The sequence below is a fragment of the Pseudoxanthomonas winnipegensis genome (assembly GCF_030322905.1).
Taxonomy (GTDB): domain Bacteria; phylum Pseudomonadota; class Gammaproteobacteria; order Xanthomonadales; family Xanthomonadaceae; genus Pseudoxanthomonas_A; species Pseudoxanthomonas_A winnipegensis.
In genome coordinates, this window is the sequence record NZ_CP095475.1 from 4,169,142 (window position 1) to 4,189,925 (window position 20,784).

17 protein-coding genes are annotated in these 20,784 nt (G+C 69.0%); 9 read left to right on the forward strand and 8 right to left on the reverse strand.

Annotation, left to right across the window (positions count from 1 at the left end; all coding sequences use genetic code 11):
* The first annotated feature begins 4 nt into the window (after positions 1–4).
* Positions 5–1,108 (forward strand): serine hydrolase domain-containing protein, encoded by a 1,104-nt coding sequence (locus MWN52_RS18365; RefSeq protein ID WP_286575809.1) that lies wholly within the window; start codon positions 5–7, stop codon positions 1,106–1,108.
* Here the strand turns inward: MWN52_RS18365 and MWN52_RS18370 are convergent.
* Both MWN52_RS18370 and oleC read right to left on the reverse strand, forming a co-directional pair.
* Entirely contained in the window at positions 1,092–2,651 is a 1,560-nt protein-coding gene (locus tag MWN52_RS18370; RefSeq protein ID WP_286575810.1) for a winged helix-turn-helix transcriptional regulator, read from the reverse strand. The two genes, MWN52_RS18365 and MWN52_RS18370, sit on opposite strands and share 17 nt — an antisense overlap.
* 10 nt (positions 2,652–2,661) lie before the next feature.
* Positions 2,662–4,299 (reverse strand): olefin beta-lactone synthetase, encoded by a 1,638-nt coding sequence (gene oleC, locus MWN52_RS18375; RefSeq protein WP_286575811.1) that lies wholly within the window; start codon positions 4,297–4,299, stop codon positions 2,662–2,664.
* Between the two features lie 129 nt (positions 4,300–4,428).
* Between oleC and MWN52_RS18380 the strand changes: the two genes are divergently transcribed.
* Both MWN52_RS18380 and MWN52_RS18385 read left to right on the forward strand, forming a co-directional pair.
* Positions 4,429–5,241 (forward strand): class I SAM-dependent methyltransferase, encoded by an 813-nt coding sequence (locus MWN52_RS18380; RefSeq protein WP_286575812.1) that lies wholly within the window; start codon positions 4,429–4,431, stop codon positions 5,239–5,241.
* 86 nt (positions 5,242–5,327) lie between these two features.
* Positions 5,328–5,708: a YkgJ family cysteine cluster protein gene (locus tag MWN52_RS18385; protein WP_286575813.1), complete on the forward strand. Its 381-nt coding sequence runs from the start codon at positions 5,328–5,330 to the stop codon at positions 5,706–5,708.
* Between the two features lie 168 nt (positions 5,709–5,876).
* Here MWN52_RS18385 and MWN52_RS18390 read toward each other — a convergent pair whose 3' ends face one another.
* Positions 5,877–6,833 carry an alpha/beta fold hydrolase gene (locus tag MWN52_RS18390; RefSeq protein WP_286575814.1) on the reverse strand — a complete coding sequence of 319 codons (957 nt, stop codon included), beginning with the start codon at positions 6,831–6,833 and terminating at the stop codon, positions 5,877–5,879.
* A 118-nt stretch (positions 6,834–6,951) separates the two neighbouring features.
* On the opposite strand from MWN52_RS18390, the gene MWN52_RS18395 reads away from it, so the two are divergent.
* Positions 6,952–7,692: a UPF0149 family protein gene (locus MWN52_RS18395; RefSeq protein ID WP_286575815.1), complete on the forward strand. Its 741-nt coding sequence runs from the start codon at positions 6,952–6,954 to the stop codon at positions 7,690–7,692.
* Between the two features lie 177 nt (positions 7,693–7,869).
* Here the strand turns inward: MWN52_RS18395 and MWN52_RS18400 are convergent, their stop codons facing one another.
* The 4 genes from MWN52_RS18400 to MWN52_RS18415 form a co-directional block, all read right to left on the reverse strand.
* Positions 7,870–8,931, reverse strand: coding sequence for an STAS-like domain-containing protein (locus tag MWN52_RS18400; protein WP_286575816.1), 1,062 nt, complete (start codon positions 8,929–8,931; stop codon positions 7,870–7,872).
* Between the two features lie 80 nt (positions 8,932–9,011).
* Complete coding sequence (locus MWN52_RS18405) at positions 9,012–10,028, reverse strand: 3-oxoacyl-ACP synthase III (protein WP_130521835.1); 1,017 nt, start codon at positions 10,026–10,028, stop codon at positions 9,012–9,014.
* Between the two features lie 148 nt (positions 10,029–10,176).
* Positions 10,177–10,488: a DUF4156 domain-containing protein gene (locus MWN52_RS18410; RefSeq protein WP_130521836.1), complete on the reverse strand. Its 312-nt coding sequence runs from the start codon at positions 10,486–10,488 to the stop codon at positions 10,177–10,179.
* Between the two features lie 350 nt (positions 10,489–10,838).
* Positions 10,839–13,703, reverse strand: coding sequence for a M16 family metallopeptidase (locus MWN52_RS18415; RefSeq protein ID WP_130524631.1), 2,865 nt, complete (start codon positions 13,701–13,703; stop codon positions 10,839–10,841).
* A gap of 540 nt (positions 13,704–14,243) precedes the next feature.
* On the opposite strand from MWN52_RS18415, the gene MWN52_RS18420 reads away from it, so the two are divergent.
* The 4 genes from MWN52_RS18420 (at position 14,244) to MWN52_RS18435 (ending at position 16,736) form a co-directional block, all read left to right on the forward strand.
* A complete protein-coding gene (locus tag MWN52_RS18420) occupies positions 14,244–14,693 on the forward strand; it encodes a hypothetical protein (RefSeq protein ID WP_130524630.1) in 450 nt (149 codons plus the stop codon).
* Between the two features lie 545 nt (positions 14,694–15,238).
* Positions 15,239–15,718 carry a tRNA (uridine(34)/cytosine(34)/5-carboxymethylaminomethyluridine(34)-2'-O)-methyltransferase TrmL gene (gene trmL, locus MWN52_RS18425; protein WP_286575817.1) on the forward strand — a complete coding sequence of 160 codons (480 nt, stop codon included), beginning with the start codon at positions 15,239–15,241 and terminating at the stop codon, positions 15,716–15,718.
* Between the two features lie 56 nt (positions 15,719–15,774).
* Positions 15,775–16,236 carry a MarR family winged helix-turn-helix transcriptional regulator gene (locus MWN52_RS18430; protein ID WP_286575818.1) on the forward strand — a complete coding sequence of 154 codons (462 nt, stop codon included), beginning with the start codon at positions 15,775–15,777 and terminating at the stop codon, positions 16,234–16,236.
* A 74-nt stretch (positions 16,237–16,310) separates the two neighbouring features.
* Complete coding sequence (locus MWN52_RS18435) at positions 16,311–16,736, forward strand: organic hydroperoxide resistance protein (protein ID WP_130521841.1); 426 nt, start codon at positions 16,311–16,313, stop codon at positions 16,734–16,736.
* 265 nt (positions 16,737–17,001) lie between these two features.
* On the opposite strand, the gene MWN52_RS18440 is transcribed toward MWN52_RS18435, so the two are convergent.
* A complete protein-coding gene (locus MWN52_RS18440; RefSeq protein ID WP_130520851.1) occupies positions 17,002–17,481 on the reverse strand; it encodes an Lrp/AsnC ligand binding domain-containing protein in 480 nt (159 codons plus the stop codon).
* 93 nt (positions 17,482–17,574) lie between these two features.
* Between MWN52_RS18440 and putA the strand changes: the two genes are divergently transcribed.
* On the forward strand, positions 17,575–20,523 hold the full coding sequence (gene putA, locus MWN52_RS18445) for a bifunctional proline dehydrogenase/L-glutamate gamma-semialdehyde dehydrogenase PutA (RefSeq protein ID WP_286575819.1): 2,949 nt from the start codon (positions 17,575–17,577) through the stop codon (positions 20,521–20,523).
* Positions 20,524–20,784 lie beyond the last annotated feature (261 nt).

Below are 20,784 nucleotides of genomic sequence, written 5' to 3' on the forward strand. Positions count from 1 at the left end.
CGTCATGAAACGCATCCCGCCGCTGTTCGCCCTGCTCGCCGCCGCCTCGCACCTGGCACACGCCGCCTCGCCGCCCCCGCTGGACGATGGCTGGAAGGTGACCGACCCCGTCGCCACCGGCTGGCACGTCGAGCAGCTCCAGGCGATGGAACGCGCCATCGCCGACGGCCAGGCGCCGGACACCACCAGCCTCCTGATCGCCCGTGACGGTGCCCTGGTCTACGAGCGTTACTTCGGTGACAGCACCCGCGACACCTTGCAGGACACCCGGTCGGCGACCAAAAGCGTGACCGCGCTGCTGGTCGGCGCGGCCATCGCGCAGGGCGCGCTCCCCGGCGTGCAGGCCCGGGTCTACGACTTCTTCAACGACCGCCGCTGGCAGCACCCCGACCCGCGCAAGCGCGCGATTACCGTCGAGGATCTGCTGACGATGAGCTCACAGTGGGAGTGCGACGACGACAACGCGTTCTCCACCGGCAACGAGGAGCGCATGTATCTGAGCGCGGACTGGGTCCAGTTCGCGCTGGACCTGCCGGTCAAGGGTTACGCGCCCTGGATGAAGCGTCCCGCGGAGAGTCCGCATGGCCGCGCCTTCGCCTATTGCACCGCCGGAGCGTTCCTACTCGGCGCACTCGTGGAGAAGAGCACCGGACAGCCCCTGGAGCACTTTGCCGAGCAGGCCCTGGAGCGCCTACTCGGCATCGTCGGCTCGCATTGGAACCATGCCTCTGAAGGCACCGGCATGGGCGGCGGCGGTACCCGCTACCGCAGCCGCGACCTGGCCAAGCTTGGCCAGCTGCTGCTCGACCAAGGCCGCTGGCAGGGCAAGCAGGTGCTGCCGAGCGCATGGGTCGAGGCCATGACCACGGTCCACGCCCAGGCCCGCGAGGACGCCGACTACGGCTATCTACTCTGGCGCTTCCGGTTTCCGGTGCGCGGCGTGGAGCGCGGCGTATGGGCGATGTCCGGCAACGGTGGCAACTACGTGTTCGTGCTGCCGGAGGAACGGCTGGTGGCCGTCATCACCCGCCGCGCCTACAACCAGCGGCAGATGCACCAGCAGTCGCAGCGGCTGTTCGCCGACTACGTGCTCAAGGCGCTGCCGTAGCGGTCCCGGTTTCCTTCGGCAGCAGCCCGGCGCGCCGGACCTGGGCGCGCTGGGCGGCGATATCGGCCGCGATCCGCCCCAGCAGCGCGGCGAAACCAGGCTGCGCGCGCAGCGGGGCCAGCAGCGGCGAGACCCGCAGGTAGGCGGCGTCGCGATAGCCAGCCCGGCGCGCGCGTTCGAGCGCGGCCAGCGCGGCATCGGCGTCGCCGGCCTGCGCCAGTAACAAGGCGGCATCCAGGCCGTCGACCGGATCCGCTCCCCGCGCCAGCCCGTTGAGCAGCGCCTCGGCCCGCGCGCGTAGTGCCGGCGGCTGCGGCGACGCCTGCGCGCCCACCGCCCATGCCACCGTCTGCGGGAAACTGCTGCGGGGGCGCAGCCGCAGCGCCTGCAGGCTGACCTGGCGCGCGCGCTGGACATCGCCGTGCGCGAGCGAGAGCTCGGTCTGCAGCAGGGACAGACCGACATTGCCGGTCCCGCGTCGCAGGGCTTCGTCCAGCGCCGCCTGCGCCTCGTCCGGGCGACCGTGCGAGAACAGGAACTGCGGCCAGGCCTGATTGGAGAACACGCTGTCCGGATACAGCCGGAAACTCTCGCGATAGCGCGCCTCGGCGGCATCGACGTAGCCGAGCAGGTTGAGATTGCTGGCGATCTGGATGGGCAGGAAGCGGACCTTAGCCGGATCGCGCACCTGCAGATTCGTCGCAAGCGCCTCGGCCAGGCGTCCCTTGCGCTCGTACAGATAGGCCGCCGAGCCGCGCGTCGCGTCGGCGCCGGGATCCAGCCGGAGCGCGCGCTCGTAGGAGTCCAGCGCCTCGGCGATCTCGCCGCCGCAATCATGTACGTAAGCCAGCGCGGCGTGCGCGGCCGACAGCCCGGGCGCCGCCGCCACGGCCCGCTCGGCCAGCTGACGCGCCTGGGTGAGATCGTCGGGACTGCCGTCGTACTGGCAGACACGGACGCTGTAGGCGCGACTCAACCCAACCATCGCCCGCGCGTCGTCCGGTGCTTCCTGCCGGCGTTGGCGGTATAGCGCGATGGCGCGCTCGTTGTTGTCGCGCTGGCCGATGCCGGCGTAGTAGTCGGCACGCTGCAGCAGGGGCGATACCGCGGGCGTCGGACGCGGCGAACGCGGCAGCAGGAACGCCAGCGCGACCGTTGCCAACACGAGCGCGGCCGCGAGGCCGACGATGCGCCATCGCCGCAGTGCTTTCGCCTGCGAGGCCACGTCCTCGATTCGGACCTGCGGGCACAGCTGGTAGCCCTGACCGCGCACCGAGCGCAGGTAGCGCGGCCGCCGCGGATCGTCGCCCAGCGCCTGGCGCAGCAGGCGCACCCGCTGGGTCACGGTTTCCTCGTTGACCACCGCAGGCGCCCACACCTGTGCGATCAGCTCGTCGAAGCCGACCACGCGCTGGCCCTGCCGCAGCAGGCAATGCAGCAGGCGGAAGCTCAGCCCGGCCACCTCGAGCGCGACGCCATCGCGCTCGACCCGCTGCCGTGGCACGTCGATCAGCAGATCGTCCAACCGGTAGCGCTCGCTCACGGCGACCGCCTCAGCGCGACATGCCCGCGGCCCAGATCGCCAGCTTCTCGCGGCCGATCTTGGCGTTGTGGCGGATGTCCACCGGAAATCCCGGATGGCGCAGGAAGGTGGCGATGCCGCGCAGATGCGCGTGGCGCTGGGCGATGGCGCGCAGGTCGGCGGCGACGGCGTCGGCGCGCTGCGGCGAGACGCCGGGCAGCAGTTCGAAGCACAGCACCGGCACCTGCGCGCCCGGCGTCCCGACGCCGACCAGCGCGGTGCGGCGCACCTCGCCGTGCACGTTGAACACTGGTTCGGCCTGCTCGGTGTAGTGCGGGCCGGCGGCGGTTTCCACGCGCTGGGTCTTGCGGCCGCAGAACCACAGACGGCCCTCGGCATCGAAGTAGCCGACATCGCCCATGCGATGCACCACGCGCGTGCCGCCATCGGCCAGCGTCTCGCGGATCTTGGCGCTGCGCGTGGCGGCTTCGCGGTTGAAGTAGCTGTCGGTGGCGGTGGGGCCGGCGACGGTGATCTCGCCGACGTGGCCGGGCGGGAGTTCGCGCACGCCGTGCCACTCGGGAATGGCCGCATCGTCGATGGCGATGATGCGCACCAGGTTGGGCTCGACCGGGCGACCGACGCAGGTGCCGGCGCCGGCCTCGGTGGCCTGCCGGGTGGCGTCCAGTTCGCGACCTTCGATCACCGCGACCGGCAGGCATTCGGTGGCGCCGTACGGCGTCCAGAACTGGCCATCGTCCGGCAGCAGCGCGCGGATCTTCTCCACGATGTCCGGCGGCACCGGCGCGCCGGCGGAGGTCACGCGCTTCACCGTCGGCAGCGGATGGCCATACTCGGCCAGCACCCGCATCAGCGCCGGCGAGCCGAACAGCTGGGTCACGCCGAAGCGGCGGATGGCCGCGTGCAGCTTGGCCGGGTCGGCCTTAGCCGGGCGCGTGGGGTCCATGTCCGGGATGACGCTGGTCAGGCCCAGCGCCGGGTCGAACAGCGCGAACGGCGGAAAGGTCGGCAGGTCCACGCCGCCGGGCACCATGCCGAACGCCTTGCCCAGCAGCTCGATCTGGCCGACGAAATGCCGGTGCCGGTACACCACGCCCTTGGGCACGCCGGTCGAGCCGCTGGTGAACAGGATGCCGGCCACGTCCTCGCCGTCGGTGGCGGCCAGCTGCGGGCCGGCGCCGGCGCCGTCACGTTCGACCTGGGCCAGGGTGACGCCGCCCCAGCCCAGCCGGGGTCCGACGGTGACGATCCGGGTCGCGCTGCGCGCCCAGCCCAGCAGCAGGCGCGCGGCCTGCGCCAGCGGGATGCCGATGAAGCCTTGCGGCTGCGCCTCGTCCAGGCACTGCTTCAGCGCGCGCCGGTCGATGCCCGGGTCCACCAGCACCGGCACCGCGCCGGCCTTGAACAGCGCGAACATCAGCAGGAAGAACGCCGGCGAGGGCCGCACCATCACCACCGTGCGCGTGCCGCGGCCGATGCCGTGCCGGGCCAGGCCCGCGGCGATGGCGTCGCTGCGCGCGTCCAGCTGCGCATAGGTCAGCGCGATGTCGTAGCGGCCGCCGCGGCCCGGGCAGCGCAGCGCGATCTGGTCGGGGCGCTCGCGCGCCAGTTCGGGCAGCCGTGCGGCAATGTTGCAGACGGTGGTCATCGCGCCATTGTCGCCGATGGCGCTGCCGCGCACGCCGTCGCCGCTGCGCGCGGATCGCGTCAGCCCATGGCGCGCGACCGGGCGTTTGCACACAATGGCCGCGGGCGCCCCCTTCGCGGTAGACCGACGATGCACGCATCGACCACCTACACCGCGGCGGAAGGCGCAGGCTACGAGCGCAACATGGGCCGCTGGAGCCGCCAGCTCGCGCTGCCCTTCCTCGACTTCGCAGGCACCGGCGCGCGCGAACGGGTGCTGGACGTCGGCTGCGGCACCGGCGCGCTGTCGGCGCAGTTGCTCGCCCGCGAGGCGTCCTGCGAGGTCCATGCGGTCGACCTCACCCCTGCCTATGTCGCCCACGCGCACCGGCATCTGCCGCCGCCGCACCCGGCCCTGGCCGTCGGCGACGCCTGCGCCCTGCCGTATCGGGACGGCGTGTTCGACCGGGTGCTGTCGCTGCTGGTGCTGCACTTTGTCCCGCAGCCCGCGCAAGCCGTTGCGCAGATGGTGCGCGTCGCCCGGCCCGGCGCGACGGTGGCGGCGGCCGTGTGGGACGCGCGCGGCGGCTTCGTCGCCGGCCGGATGTTCTTCGACACCGCCGCCGCCCTGGACCCGGGCGCGGCACAGCAGCGCGCCCGCAACTTCACCCGGCCGATGACGCGGCCGGGCGAACTGGCCGCCGCCTGGCGGGAAGCCGGCCTGGTCGAGGTCGAGCAGACGCAGGTCGGCATCCGCATGGCCTTCGCCGACTTCGAGGACTACTGGAGCCCGTACCTGGGCAAGGACGGCCCCGGCGCTGCCTATGTGGGCGGCCTCGACGCGGCCGCGCGCGCAAGGCTGGAAGCGGCCATGCGCGCGGCCTATCTGGACGGCGAGGCGGACGGCCCGCGCGCCTATGTCGCGCTGGCCTGGGCGGTGAAGGGCCGCGTGCCGCCCGCCTGAGCCAGGCGCAGCGCTTGCGCGCGCCAGCGGTTCGGGCAGAATCCGCGCCCTTGTCCGACCTCGCCGCGCGCCGCCCGGCAGCCCCCATGCATCCCTGCCTCAGCTGCGGCGCCTGCTGCGCCTATTTCCGCGTGAGCTTCCACTGGAGCGAGGCCGAGCCGACCCTGGGCGGACACGTCCCCGTCGAACTGACCGAGTCCCTGCGCACCCACGAGCGCGTCATGCGCGGCACCTCGCAAAGCGATCCGCGCTGCATCGCGCTGGACGCGGACATCGGCCGCTACAGCCGCTGCACCATCCACGACCGCCGCCCCTCGGTATGCGCGGCGGTGCCGGCGTCGCTGGAGTTCGGCCAGCGCAGCGCGCAGTGCGACAAGTCGCGGCTGGCGCACGGCCTGCACGCGCTGACCGAGGCCGACTGGATCGGCGTCAGCGACATCGAGCGCAATCCGCTGCCCGCGGACTGAGGAAACCTCAGCTTTGTAGGTGGGAGCAACTGTCTCCTTAGATCTCGCAGCGGCTTGCCTGTAGAGCGGAGCTTGTGGCAATGCCCTTTTGGGGACTCCGCTGCGCTTCGTTCGGTTCGTGGGGAAGGCCCCAGCGGAGCGAGCTCCGCTCTACAGGTGGGCGCACCGCTAGGCGACCCCAGTCACCGGATGCGCATCGAGGAAGGCGCGGACCTGCGGCACCAGCACCGCGTGCTTGTCTTCCAGCACGTAGTGGCCGGCATCCTCGAAGGCGGCCAGCTGCGCCTGCGGCAGCGCCTGGCGGAAGCCGTCGAGGAAATGCCGGTCGAACACGAAGTCCCGCAGCCCCCAGCCGATGAAGGCAGGCCGATCGGCGAAGGACGGCAGCGCGCGCCCGGCGGCCTCCAGCAAGGGCCAGGCGCGATCGGCCGGCGAGAGCGGGATGTCTTGCATGAAGCGCACGGTCGAGATGCGGTGCGCCCAGCTGTCGTACGGCGCCACATACGCCCGACGCACGTCGGCAGGCATCTTCCTCTCCACGCCCACGCGCGAGGCGCCGCCGGAGAAGGCGTTGAACGCGCGGATGAGAAACGAGCCGAACAGCGAATCACGCCCCAGCGCGATCTGCCACGGCATCGCCTTGGCCGCCGGCAGCGGGAACGCGGCCGTGTTGGTGATCACCAGCCGCCGAACCTGCGCCGCATGCGCCAGCGCCCAGCCGAAGCCGATCATGCCGCCCCAGTCGTGCACCGCCAGCGTCACCGGCGTGGCATCGTCGATGCCGGCATGCCGCAGCAGCGCCTGCAGGTCGTCCACGCGCGATTGCAGTGAGTAGTCGTAGGCCGGCGGGCGGCCGTGCGCATCGCGCCTGCCGTGCGGATGGCGCAACCCGCCGCCGTCGTCGGGCTTGTCGCTCAGGCCCATGCCCACATGGTCGGGCACGATGCAGCGATAGCGATCGCGCAGGCCCGCCACCAGATGGCGCCAGTAATAGCTCCACGACGGATTGCCGTGCAGCATGACCACGACTTCGCCCTCGCGCGGGCCCTCGTCCAGGTAGTGCAGGCCGATGCCGGGGCGCACCTCGAAGCGGTGGCTGCTGAAGTCGTAATCGGGGAAGCGCACGCGGGTCTTGAGGGGCGTTTGCGGGTGCGCATTGTAGCGGCCGGCCCCGCGCCACGACACGCGCGTCCCCGATGCGCTCTACCATGCGCCTCCTCACTGTCCCTGTGCCGCCTCCGCCATGTCCACGCCTACCGCTCCTCCCGCCTACCTCGACGACGCCCAGATCGAGCAGCTGTCCGATCTGCTCGACCAGCGCGCGGTGCCCTTCAAGGGCTTCAATCTGGAGGCGCTGGACGGCTTCCTGTCGGCGCTGGCCGTCTCGCCGTCCACGGTGCCCGTGGAGGAATGGCAACCGGTGGTCTGGGGCGGCAAGGCGCCGCGCTGGGACGACGCGGAGGCCGCGGCGCAGGCCCAGTCCCTGCTGATGGGCCACTGGAACATGGCCAGCGCACGCACCCGCCACGACGAGGACAGCCTGCCCGACCACCTCGCGCCGCTGCTGTGGCTGCCCGAGGACCCGGAGCTGACCGGCGAGGAGGCCCTGCACGAGGACGAACTGGACGTCGGCCACGACTGGGCGCTGGGCTTCTTCACCGCCGTGGAGCTGCGTGAGGCCGAATGGGACCAGTGGCTGGACGAGAACGAATGGATCGAGGAGATCTTCGACCAGCTCGATCGCCTGGCCAGCGGCGAGGCGATCAACCCCGACGACCCGAGCGCGCCGGGCACGCCGATCGGCTATCAGGAACGACTGGCGATCGTGGCCAGCCTGCCGGGCATGCTGGCCGACCTCAACCACCACCGCGTCGACGCCCTGACCCCGCGCACCCCCATCCGCCGCGACACCGCCCCCGGCCGCAACGACCCCTGCACCTGCGGCAGCGGGAAGAAGTACAAGAAGTGCTGCGGGGCGAACTGAGCCCCCGCAGCGCCCCGCGGGCTCGATCAGTCAGTCACGGGAGGCCGAAGGGTCTCCGTCGTTACTTGGCGCGGGCTGAGGTCTTTTAAGTAACGGTTCGGCTCGATGGCCTCACCACGCCACTTCGGCCATCGTGCAGTTCGTGCCCGAGCCGATGCCGAGCAGGGAGATGAAGCGCTACAACAAAGGCAGTTGATTATTGCCTTCGTCTCTCAGCACCTCGGCGCGGCGGATCATTTGCTGCACCTCCGGCACCGCATGCCTTGCGACAAGCTCCACTTCCGGATGGGCATTCGCGAACACACGGAAAATCTCGTCAGCAAATGCCTGCCCGATCGCCGTGACTCCATCGAAGTCCAGAAGCACGCATCGAAACTTTTCTACGCGCTGCAGTAGTCGTTTCGCCTGTGAACGGGAGATGAGATTCTCATCGCCCACCCTAGCCAGGCGCACAGGGACGATGGTTTTTGCGAACGCATATTCATCGGGTCCGCTGGAGAATTCATCGAACACTTGCTTTGCCGTCCGCGAAGACGCGCCATCAATTTGCATGTGCACGACCGTGCCAGACAGATCCTCCGCCTCGTCCAGGTCGAATAGCACGTCGTGCGGCTCCATCGCATCATGATCAAACACCAGCCCCTGAGACTGAATGGAGAAGTGATCAAACATGCGGGATGCAAAAAAAACGCCCTCGCCCGAATGCCGTCGAGGATCAGTAGTCAGCTTGCCTTTGGATAATTCGAGCAGAGCGAGTCGCTCGTCGTGCAACGCAAGGGCCCGCGTGATCTTGCGGAAAATGCCGATTCCATCATCGCTCACCTCAAGCGCAATGCGCTGATCTACTCGGGTGACCTCCACGCTGACCTTCAGCCCTTCGGAATGGTCGATCGCGTTGTTCACCATCTCGGTGATGCCGTAATGGCAGATATCGAGAACATTCCTTGCCATGCCCACCAGCATTGGCTGCACATCTCGGCCCCAGACTTGATCTTCCTGAAGGCCGTTGATGCGGTACTCGAAGCGCGCATGCCTGCGTGCGCCGAAGCGGTATCGAGGCCGGGTTGTTCCTTCACGCTCGAGAAATCCGGATTCGACCAGGGCGCGGGCACGGCTACCGATCGCCGCCCTGCTCATACCGAGCTGTTCGGCAACCACACGCACAAGATCATGCGAGTGCTCGGCAACGCTGGCGAGCAATGCTCGATCTATCTCTTCGGAGCGGCCGGGACGTGCCATCCGCGCATTGTAAAGTTAAGCGCCCTTACTTGAAAGAAATGGCGCCCAACTTAAAAATCAGTCTCAAACAAATGTGAGACTCACCACACCACTTCGGCCATGGTGCAGTTCAGGCCCGAGCCGATGCCAAGCAGGGCGATGCGGTCGCCCTTCTTCAGGCGGCCCAGCTCCTTGAGCTTGCTCAGCACGATCGGCACCGAGGCCGGGCCGATGTTGCCGTGCTCGCCGAAGATGGTCATGACCTTCTTCGGGTCGATGCCGAAGGTCTTGATGAAGGCCTGGGTGTGCGGCTGGCTGACCTGGTGGATGATGAACTGGTCGATCTCGTCCACCGCCCAGCCCAGCACTTGGCGCGCGGCCACGAAGGTCTTCTGCGCGAGCTTCATACCCTCGATCAGCAGCATCTTGGTGTCGGTGACCATGCGGTCCAGGTTGCCGCGGCACAGCTTGTTCCACTCGGTCGCCGAGCGGGTCACGCCGCCCTTGTAGACCGGCGCGTCGGGCACCAGCTCGCGGCGCGCCATCACCATGGCCACCGAGCCGCAGCCCAGGGTCAGGGCGGCCAGCTCGTCGCGGAACTCTGCCTCGGTGACGTTGGGCGCGGTCATGCGCTCGAGGGTCTTTTCGTAGACCAGGTTGGCGGTCTCGCCGTCCACGACCAGGGCGTACTCGATCTCGCCCCGCTCGATCATGCGCGCGGCGATGTCCATGCCGTTGATGAAGGCCAGACAGGCATTGGCCACGTCGAAAGCCATGCAATGGTCGCCCACGCCCAGGTTGCCCGAGACGATCGAGGCCGTGGACGGTTCCAGGAAGTCGCGGCTGACCGAGGTGTTGACCAGCAGGCCCAGGCGCTCGGCACCGATGCCGGCATCGATCAGCGCCTTCTTCGCCGCCAGGGTGGCCGCATCCGAGGACTGCACCTCGTCGTCCCACAGGCGGCGCGCGTGCACGCCGGCCACGTCGTTGAGCACGTCGGTGCGGATGCCCAGCCGGTCGAAGGTCGGCTGCAGGCGTTCGTTGATTTCCTTGGAAGTCAGCACATGCGGCGCATCGACATGCGCCAGTCCCGCGATGGAGACGTTCTGGAAAAGCATTGGACGAGTGCCCAGGCTAGAGGCGAAGGGGCGCCAAGGGTAGCGGTTTCCCACCCTTAACGCATCTTTGACGCAGCGCGCAATGCCGCGTGCGCGCGCCTTACGTCGCCGTACGGGCTCGTATCGTGAACCTATTCAGTCAGAACTGTCAGCGGCAGCGCAGTCCGACGAAGCGCTGCTCGCCATCGGTGGGCGCGGTCAGGGGCTGGATGGCGTCGGCCTGCAGGGTCAGGGCCTCGTTGCGGGCCAGGGTCTCCAGCTCGTCGCGGACCTTGAGTTCATTGCGCTCGTAGAAGGCCACCTTGTCCTTCACCGAGACCGAGATCTCGCCCAGCTTCTGGCAGCTGCTCGGCGTGCCGGCCGGCAGCACCTTGATCGCGCTGGCCTGCGGGGTCAGTTCCACCCAGGTGCAGGCGGTCAGGACGGGCAGCAGGGCGGCGGACAGGACGAGCAGGCGCATGGGAGCTCCGGTCGAAGGCAAGGACGGATGGAAGGCCTGCATGGTGCCGCAGCCTGGATGAATGGGGAAGGCGAAACCCGGATGGGCGCGCGCGCCCTGTAGAGCGGAGCTTGCTCCGCTGGGGCCTTCCCCCACACGAACCGAACGAAGAGCAGCGGAGTCCCCAAAAGGGGATTGCCACAAGCTCCGCTCTACAAGGAGGCCGCAGCCTGACCTGAGAGAAAGTTGCTTCCAAATAAAGAGGTGCCGCAGAAAGCCCCATAGAAGCGCTTGCGGAAGGCCCTGACAGCAAGACAAGGCCCCGGCCCGCACTGGGCGGACCGGGGCCTTGGGTCACGCAGCGCGGCGGCTTACTTGCCCGTCACCGGCTTGCCGTCGGCGTCGACCACGCTGACCTCGCCCAGCTTCAGCGCGCGCACCGGGGCCTCGATCTTGGACAGATCGCCCACGATCACCCAGGTCAGCGCGTTCGGATCGATGCCCTTGGCCGCGGCGTTGGCCTGTTCGGGCGTGAACGCGGCGACCTGCGCATTGCGCACCTGCACCCAGTTGTCCGGGCGCCCGTAGCGCACGATGCTGCCGATGGTGCCCATCACCGCCGAGGCGGTCTCGTAGGCACCGGGCTGGCTGCGCAGTTCGTTGGCCACGACCTTGTCGACCTCCGCCTCGGTCGCCGGCGCCTTGCCGGTGGCGTAGTCGGCGATCTCGCGCTGCATCTCGGCCACCGACTCGGCGGTCTTGTCGATCTGCACCGGCGCGATGGACAGGAACGGGCGCTGGCCCAGCGCGCCGGCCAGCACGGTGCGGGCACCGTAGGACCAGTGCTTGTCCTCGCGCAGGTTCATGTTCAGACGCGAGGTGAACGAGCCACCCAGGATCTCGTTGCTCATCTCCAGCTTGACCGCGCCGGGATCCTTGCTCGAAGGCAGCAGCTCGCCAGCGTAGATGTTGGCCTGCACCGCGCCGGGCTGGTCGATCAGGTACACGCGCGGCTTGGCCGGACGCTTGGCCTGCGGGATGTCCACGCCGGCCTTGGCGACGCCCTCGCCCTTCCAGTCGCCGAAGTACTTGTCCAGCACCGGCACGATCTGCGCCAGCGTGGTGTCGCCGACCACGATCACCGTGGCCTTCTCCGGACGCAGCCACTGCTGCTGGTAGTTCAGCAGGTCCTGGCGGGTGAGCGAGGTGATCGCCGCTTCCGTGCCCGAGCCGGTGAACGGGATGCCATAGGGATGCGTGTCGCCGTACAGCAGCGGCGGCAGCACGCGCAGCGCGGCGGTCTGCGGACGGGCCTTCTCCTGGGCGATGCCGGCGATCCACTGCGCCTTGACGCGGTCGATCTCGGACTGCTCGAAGCGCGGCGCGCGCAGCATGCTGGCGAACAGGCCAACCGAGGCGTCCAGGTTCTCCTTCAGCGCCGACAGCGAGGCGGTGGCGCCGTCGAGCGAGGCGCCGGATTCCAGCGACGCGCCCAGTTCCTCGGCGCGCGACTTGAAGGCCAGCGCGCCCAGATCGCCCGCGCCTTCGCCCAGCATCTTGTTGGTGAAGCCGGCCGTGCCCAGCTTGCCGCCATGGTCGCTGGCGTAGCCGCCGTCGAAGTCGTAGGCGATGTCCACCACCGGGATCTCGTGGCGCTCGGCCAGCACCACGGTGCTGCCGTTCTTGAGCGTGGCCCGCTGCAGGGCCGGGAACTTCAGCGCCGGGAAGCTCTCCACCTTGGGCACGCCATCCTTGCGGTCCACGGTGCTGGCCAGGGTGGTGTACTTGGGATCGGGCTTGGGCGCGTTGAACGGCGTCGGCTTGGCGGAAGGTTCTTCCACCAGCGGCGTGCGCGTGCCCGGCTTGACCACGAAGGTGTGGCTGGGATTGCCCAGCCACTTGGCGGCTGCGGCGCGCACGTCGGCCACGCTGGCCCCCTCGATGTTGGCCAGCGACTCGCGGAAGCAGCCCGGATCGCCGGTGAAGGTGGCGCACGAGGCCAGGGCGTCGGCCTTGCCGCCGAAACCGCCGATGCGCTCGATGCCGCGGATGAAGCCGGCGCGGTAGTTGGTCTTGGCGCGGGCCAGCTCCTCGGGCGTGGGGCCCTGCTTGATCAGGCGCTGCAGCTCCTCATCGATGACCGCCTCGACCTTGGCCGGATCCACGCCCTTCTTGACCAGCGCGTTGACATAGAAGTTGCCGCCCAGCTGCGAGCCGTAGTTGGCCGTGCCGATGTTGTCCACCAGCTTGTCCTGGTGGGTCAGGCGCGCGTCGAGCCGCGAGCTGGCGCTGCCGCCCAGCACGTCGGAGACCAGGTCGAGCAGGTCGGCATCCCTGGTGCCGAACTGCGGCACGTTCCACATGCGCCGCACCATCACCTGCGGCACCTTGTCCTCCAGTTCGGTACGGCCGGACTGCTTGAGCACGGCCACGTCCACCTTCGGCTGGGCCATGGTCGGCGTGGCGGGAATATCGCCGAAGTACTTGGCCGCCTTCTCCTTAGCCGTGGCCAGGTCGATGTCGCCGGCCAGCACCAGCACGGTGTTGTTGGGCCCGTACCAGGTCTTGAACCAGGTCTTGACGTCGTCCAACGAGGCGGCGTTGAGATCGTTCATCGAGCCGATCGTGGTGTGGTGGTACGGGTGGCCCACCGGATACATCGTGCGCGCGATGACCTCGCGCAGCTGGCCGTAGGGCTGGTTTTCGCCCTGGCGCTTCTCGTTCTGGACCACGCCGCGCTGCTCGTCCAGGGTCTTCTGGTCGATCGCGCCGACCAGATGGCCCATGCGGTCGGACTCCATCCACAGCGCCATGTCCAGCGCGGTGGTGGGCACGTTCTCGAAGTAGTTGGTGCGGTCGGTGTTGGTGGTGCCGTTCATGTCGGTGGCACCGGCCTGCTCGAACGGGGCGAAGAACTCGCCTGGCGCGTTCTCGCTGCCGTTGAACATCAGGTGTTCGAACAGATGCGCGAAGCCGCTGCGGCCGGCCGGCTCGTCCTTGCTGCCCACGTGGTACCACAGGTTCACCGCCACGATCGGCGCCTTGCGGTCGGTGTGCACGATCACGCGCAGGCCGTTGGGCAGGGTGAACTGCTCATAGGGGATGTCGACCTTGGCCGGGGCGGTCGCCGTGGTGGCCGGTGCCTGGGCGACGGCGCCGGTGGCCACGCCGCCGAGCAGCGCGGTGGAAAGGGCCAGGGCCAGCAGGCGGATCTGGGGACGCGTCGAAGTGCGCATGGAACTCCTTGTGGATGCAGTGCCCGCGGCGGCGCGATGCCGGGCGGGTAGACGAGGAACAGCCCAGCGATGCTAGGCGCGGGCGCCGGTGTTTTCACTAGGCCACAAGCCATGCGGGCGCTGACGATGGCGACAGCCGCAGGCGCGCCGCCTGCTGGCGCAAGGGGTCTGGCCGGGATCGAGGTGTTCGCCCCCTGCCCGTCGCAGGTTCGACGTCTGATCTGGCGTTCGGCGGGCATGCCGCCGGCGATTCAAGTCCGTCCGATCCAAACCCTCGGACAGTTTCGCGCATCGGAGCAGGTGTTCGCGGACACCACTGCGGACACCGGACATTCTACCGCTCGGCGGAATTCCATTCAAAAACAATCATTTGGATTTGGCACGCGTCCTGCGTTGCTCTGCCCCGCGCAACACCGTCCTCTCGAAACTTGAACAGTTACTGAACACAAGCGAAGTCCGATCACTTCGCGCTTGACCAAACTGATTAGGTGTTTTACTTTACTACCACACCACCTGACGACATCACTACGGAGACCCACCATGAACACCAACACCCTGCTCCCGCTGGCCGCCGCTTCCCTGTTCGCCCTGTGCGCCGGCTCCATGCTCCTGTCCCGCCACGGTGCGCCGGACTCCGCGCCCGTCGCCCAGGCCAGCCAGGCCGCCCACGTCGTCGACCTGCCGACCGTCAGCGTCCGCCCGGACCCGGCCGACCTGGCCTACTTCAACGCCACCCGCAGCGCCCGCGTGGTCGATCTGCCGGCGGTGAAGGTCACCCCGGACCTGAGCGATCTGGCCTACTACCAGGCCTCCCGCGGCGCCGAGCGCGTGGTCACTCTGGCCGCGGTCACCGTCCGCCCGGCCGCCGAAGACGTGGCCTATTACATGTCCCAGCAGGCCGGCCAGGTCGCCGCCGTGCAGGCGCAGCAGGTCAACGCCCAGCTGGCCACCCAGGCCGCCAGCCTGATCAGCGGCGCCGCCTCGCGCTGAAGCCGGTTCGCGCAGTCCTTCTGTAGTTCGCACGTTCTGTAGTTCGCAGCACCTGAGCATTCGCCGAGGGTCGGAAGCTCCCAAGGCAGGTTGACGATGGCAGCGCTCGCGCGGGTTGTCGCAAGCCGTACGCAACACCCCTCGACGCGGGCGCTTGGCAGGCCTATCGATGCTGAGCAAGTTTCGCAAGGCGCCGTGCTAGTGGCAGATCCCTTGGCCTGGGCCAGCGCAGGTTTTCGATTTACCGCCTCATCCTGACGATCGTCCGGCTCGTCCGGCGCCCGACGAGGGCGTTGTGGCAGGGAAAGGTCGGCAACGCTTCGAAGTCGCGCACGAGCCGCATGCAATACCGTTCGCTTGTCGGGTCCGCGCGATGCAAGCTTGATCGCAAGACCTTCAGCGCGATGCGGGATCCGGCGCGCGCGCCTCGAGGTCGGCAGGCAGCCTAGACTTGTTGGCCCTTCGCCCCTCGGCTTACGCAGCATGGCTCTTTCGCGCTCCGGCGTCTTTCGCTACATGGTGACCGCCCGTCGTCTGGGTGCCGCATGAGCGCGCCGTTTCAGCTCGACGTACTGCTCTACCAGCCGGAGATCCCGCCCAACACCGGCAACGTGATCCGGCTGTGCGCCAACACCGGCGCGCGCCTGCACCTGATCCGCCCGCTCGGCTTCGCGCTGGAGGATCGCCAGCTCAAACGGGCCGGATTGGACTACCACGAATACGCCGCGCTCCAGGTCCACGACGACCTGCCGTCCGCACTGGCCGCGATCGCACCGCGCCGCCTGTTCGCCCTCAGCACCCGGGGCCGCCAGCGCTACGACACGATCGAATACGCCCCGGGCGACGCCTTCCTGTTCGGCCCGGAGACCCGCGGCCTGCCGGCCGAGGTGCTCGACGCGCTGCCGGCCGAACAGCGCCTGCGCCTGCCGATGCGGCCGGACAACCGCAGCCTCAATCTGTCCAACACCGTGGCGATCATGGTGTTCGAGGCCTGGCGCCAGCAGGGGTTCGCCGGCGGCGCCTGAAGCCCGGCAAAACCCATCGCTTGCAATTTAATCGCGCACGATGTAGTTTGCGCCCCATGGACTCCTCGGACACATCCCGCGACCTGCTGCAGCTGGACAACCAGCTGTGCTTCGCGCTGTATTCGACCAACCTGGCGCTCAGCCGCACCTACCGTGGCCTGCTGGCCGCCCTGGGACTGACCTACCCGCAGTACCTGGTGATGCTGGTGCTGTGGGAGCGCGACGGGCAGACCGTCTCGTCCATCGGCGAGAAGCTGTTCCTGGATTCGGCCACGCTGACGCCGCTGCTAAAGCGCCTGCAGTCGGCCGGCCTGGTAACCCGCACCCGCGCCGCACAGGACGAACGCCAGGTCGAGATCCACCTCACCTACGCCGGCCACGCCCTGCGCAGCCGTGCCCAGTCCGTCCCCGAAGGCCTGTTCTGCGCCATGGACTGTTCCCCCGATCAGCTGCGCACGCTTAAGGCGCAGCTGGAAGACCTGCGCGACAAGCTCTCGCGTGCCACCCCCGCCGTTTGAACCGCTCCACCCTCCCCTTCGTCTTTCCCATGAAATCGCACGCGATTCAATCGCAAACAACCCAGGAGTTCGCAATGAAGCCCGACAAGATCCTCTACACCGCCACCGCCATCGCCAAGGGTGGCCGCGAAGGCCGCGGCATCACCCCCGACGGTCCGCTGGACCTGCAGCTGTCCACGCCGAAGGAGCTCGGCGGCGCCGGCGGCCCCGGCACCAATCCCGAGCAGCTGTTCGCCATCGGCTACGCGGCCTGCTTCATCGGCGCGATGAAGGCGGTGGGCGCGCGCGAGAAGATCAAGGTGCCCGATGACGTGGCCATCGAAAGCAAGGTCGGCATCGGCCCGGCCGGCAGCGCCTTCGCCATCGCCGTCGAGCTGAAGATCGAGCTGCCCGGCCTGGATCGCGAGACCGCGCAGAAGCTGGTCGACACCGCGCACCAGGTCTGCCCGTATTCCAACGCGACCCGCGGCAACGTGGATGTGGTGCTGACGCTGGTCTGATCGACCCGCACCGCTACACAACCGGACACGGCGCCCAAGGGCGCCGTGTCCATAAGTGTTTTTGTGTTTTGTAGGGGCCGCCATGGCGGCGATGAGGCTCCACCGGGAAAGCCTCATCGCCGCCAAGGCGGCTCCCACCAAGCTGGAGAGCTGCAAAGCCTCACCGCCCTCGTTTCCGCGAGAGCGGGAACCCAGCGGCTTTCGCGGGAAGCGCACAGGGCACCGGATTCCCGCCTGCGCGGGAATGACGGCTCGGCCGGCTGCCTTAAATATCCAGATACAGATCCGCGCTGTTCTTGACCTCTTCCATCACCGCATAGGTGCGGGTCTCGCGCACGCCGGGCAGCTTCCACAGCACGCGGCCGGCGATGTCGCGGTAGTCGGCCATGTCGGCCGCGCGTAGCTTGATCAGGTAGTCGAAGCCACCGGCGACCAGGTGGCACTCCATGACTTCGGGCTGGTCGCGGATCGCGGCCTGGAACTCCTCCAGGATGTGCGGCGTGGTGCGGTCCAGCAGCACCTCGACGAAGACCAGCATGCCGGCGCCGAGCTTGTGCGGATTGAGCCGCGCGCGGTAGCCGATGATGTAGCCCTCGGTGGTCAGGCGCTTGACCCGCTCCAGGGTCGCGGTGGGCGACAGATGCACGCTTTCGGCCAGCTTGAGGTTGGTGATCCGGCCGTCGCGCTGGAGCAGGGCGAGGATTCTGCGGTCGGTCCGGTCCAGGGCGGCAGGAAGTTGGCTCATCCGCGGATCATAGCCCGCGTAACGGAGATTCATCCGGCGCATCGCCGATCAGAATGCACATCCTCAAGTTCATTCTTCTCCAGGCGGTCATTTATGCGGTTGCCCATCCCTTATCGGCCCGAAGCCGATGTGCTCGCCCCCCTGCTGCAACGCCTGCAGGACCTGGACTGGGCCCTGGTCAGCGGCGATGCGATCGGCTGGATCGGGCAGGTCCGCGCGGCCAAGCCGTCGGCCTTCGCCATGGAGACGCTGCTGCGCGAGTTCCCGCTGTCCAGCGCCGAGGGCCTGGCCCTGATGCGCCTGGCCGAGGCCTTGCTGCGCGTGCCCGACGCCGACACCGCCATGACCCTCACCGCCGACCAGCTGGGCCGCGCCGATTTCTCCGGCGCCTCGCAGTCGTGGCTGGCCACCCTGTCCAACCAGGCCATCAGCCTGTCCAAGAAGATGCTGGGCGAGGACGGCCAGAAGGCCGGGTTCCTGGCCAGGATGGGCGCCAAGGCCGTGGTCGCCGCGACCGTGCGCGCGGTGCAGCTGATGGGCAAGCAGTTCGTCATGGGCGAGACCCTGGACGAGGCGCTGGACGATGCCCGCAAGCAGCGCAAGGCGCGCAAGGGCCTGCGCTTCTCCTACGACATGCTGGGCGAAGGCGCGCGCACCGACGCCGATGCGCAGGCCTACATGCGCAAGTACCACGCCGCCATCGCCGCGCTGGCCAAGTCGCGCGATCGCGGCGTGTCGGTGGAACAGGCCGACGGCATCTCGATCAAGCTCTCGGCCATCGACGCGCGCTATGAGGCCGTGCAGCACGACCATGTCATGGCGCTGCTGGTGCCGCGCGTGTGCGAGCTGGCCGAGGCTGCCGCCCAGGCCGATCTCAACCTCACCATCGATGCGGAGGAAAGCGAGCGCCTGGAGCTGTCGCTGGAGGTGTTCGAGGCGGTGGCCACGCGCACCGCGGCCCGCTACCCGCAGTGGAACGGCTTCGGCCTGGCCGTGCAGGCCTACCAGACCCGCGCGCTGGAGACGATCGAGGAAGTCGCCCGTATCGCCCGCGCGCTGAAGGTGCGCTTCATGGTGCGCCTGGTGAAGGGCGCCTACTGGGACTACGAGATCAAGCGCGCCCAGGAGCTGGGCCTGGCCGCGTTCCCGGTGTTCACCCACAAGCACCACACGGACCTGTCCTACCTGGCCTGCGCCCGGGCGATGCTGGCCATGCCCGATGCGATCTATCCGCAGATCGCCGGTCACAACGCCGGCACCATCGCCGCGGTGCTGCACCTGGCGCGCGCGGCCGGCGCGCCGTTCGAGCTGCAGCGCCTGCACGGCATGGGCGATGCGGTACACGAGGCCGCGCACCGGCAGTACCCGGACGTGGGCCTGCGCGTGTACGCGCCGGTCGGCCCGCACAAGGACCTGCTGGCCTATCTGGTGCGCCGCCTGCTGGAGAACGGCGCCAATTCCTCCTTCGTCCACCAGCTGGCCGACGAGACGCTGCCGGCCAGCGCGCTGGTGAGCTCGCCGCTGCACATCGCGCCGCAGAGCGCGGTGACGCTGCCGGCCGACATCCTGGGCGTGCGCCGCAACACCGCCGGCACCGACGTGAGCTGCGAGCCGATGGCCAGGACGCTGCTGGCCGCCTACCCGGCCGCCGCGCTGCCGACGCCGGCGCTGACCCCGGTCGCGCAGATCGACGCCCTGGTGCACACGCTGGCCAAGGGTCAGAAGCGCTGGAACGCCACGCCGGTCCAGACCCGCGCAGCCGCGCTGGAACAGGCCGCCGACGCGCTCGAGCGCGACCTGGCGCAGTGGTGCGCGCTGATCGTGCGCGAAGGCCATCGCACCTGGGGCGATGCGGTGTCCGAAGTCCGCGAAGCCGCCGACTTCTGCCGCTACTACGCGCTGCAGGCGCGCGGCCTGATGGCCCCGCGGCTGCTGCCGGGCGTCACCGGCGAGCGCAACACCTACGCGCTGGCCGGGCGCGGAGTGTGGGCGTGCATCTCGCCCTGGAACTTCCCGCTGGCGATCTTTACCGGCCAGGTGGTCGCGGCGCTGGTCACCGGTAACGCGGTGGCGGCCAAGCCGGCCGAACAGACGCCGGGCGTGGGCGCGGCGATGATCGCGCTTCTGCACCGCTGCGGCGTGCCCGAGGACGCGCTGGTCGGCGTGTACGGCGCCGGCGAGACCGGCGCGGCACTGGTGGCGCATCCGAAGATCGCCGGCGTGGCCTTCACCGGCTCCACGCCGGTGGCCAAGGCCATCGCCCGCACCCTGGCCGACAAGGACGGCCCGATCGTGCCGCTGATCGCCGAGACCGGCGGCCTCAACGCGATGATCGTCGACTCCACGGCGCTGCCCGAGCAGGTGGTCGATGCGGTGGTGCAGAGCACCTTCCGCAGCGCCGGCCAGCGCTGCTCGGCGCTGCGCGTGCTGTGCGTGCAGGACGACATCGCCGATGGCGTGATCGAGATGCTGGCCGGCGCCATCGCGCTGCTCCAGGTCGGCGATCCGTCGCGCCTGTCCAGCGATCTGGGCCCGGTGATCGACCGGGAGGCCTTCGACAAGCTGCAGGGCCAGATCGCCGCGCTCGAGGGCCGCGCGCGGCTGATCGCGCGCGCGCCGCTGCCGGCCGACGCGCCGGTCAACAGCATCGCGCCGGTGGCCTTCGAGATCGGCGCGCTGGAGCAGGTACGCGAGGAAGTCTTCGGCCCGGTGCTGCAGGTGCTGCGCTGGAAAGGCGAGGTCGAGACGCTGGTCGAGCAGATCAACGCGCTCGGCTACGGCCTGACCCTGGGCGTGCAGACCCGCATCGACACCCGCGCCCAGGCCATCGCCGCACAGGCGGAGGTCGGCAACGTCTATGTCAACCGCAACATGATCGGGGCGGTGGTGGGCGTGCAGCCCTTCGGCGGCGAGGGGCTGTCCGGTACCGGTCCGAAGGCCGGCGGACCCAACTACCTGCCACGCTTCTGTTCCGAGTCTGTCGTCACCGTCAACACCACGGCGGCGGGCGGCGACGTGGACCTGTTGATGGCCTCGCACTAGCGGTCTTGCGTGACGCGCGCGGACACACCGCGTCACGCGAATGACACCGGGCCTAGAGTTCCCAAACTGTCGCCTGAATTAATAAACGGTTAAGTACAATATTCACGTGGGATTTCGGCTCTGGCGCCGATAGTGGTCCCGTGGTCGCTGGGGTGGCTCTGGCGATCACGGCGAGGCGGTGCGACCTCTCTCCCGCATCCGACCTCCGCAAAGCCCGGCCTTTCAAGGCCGGGCTTTTTTATTGGGCTTTCCGCGCCAGCC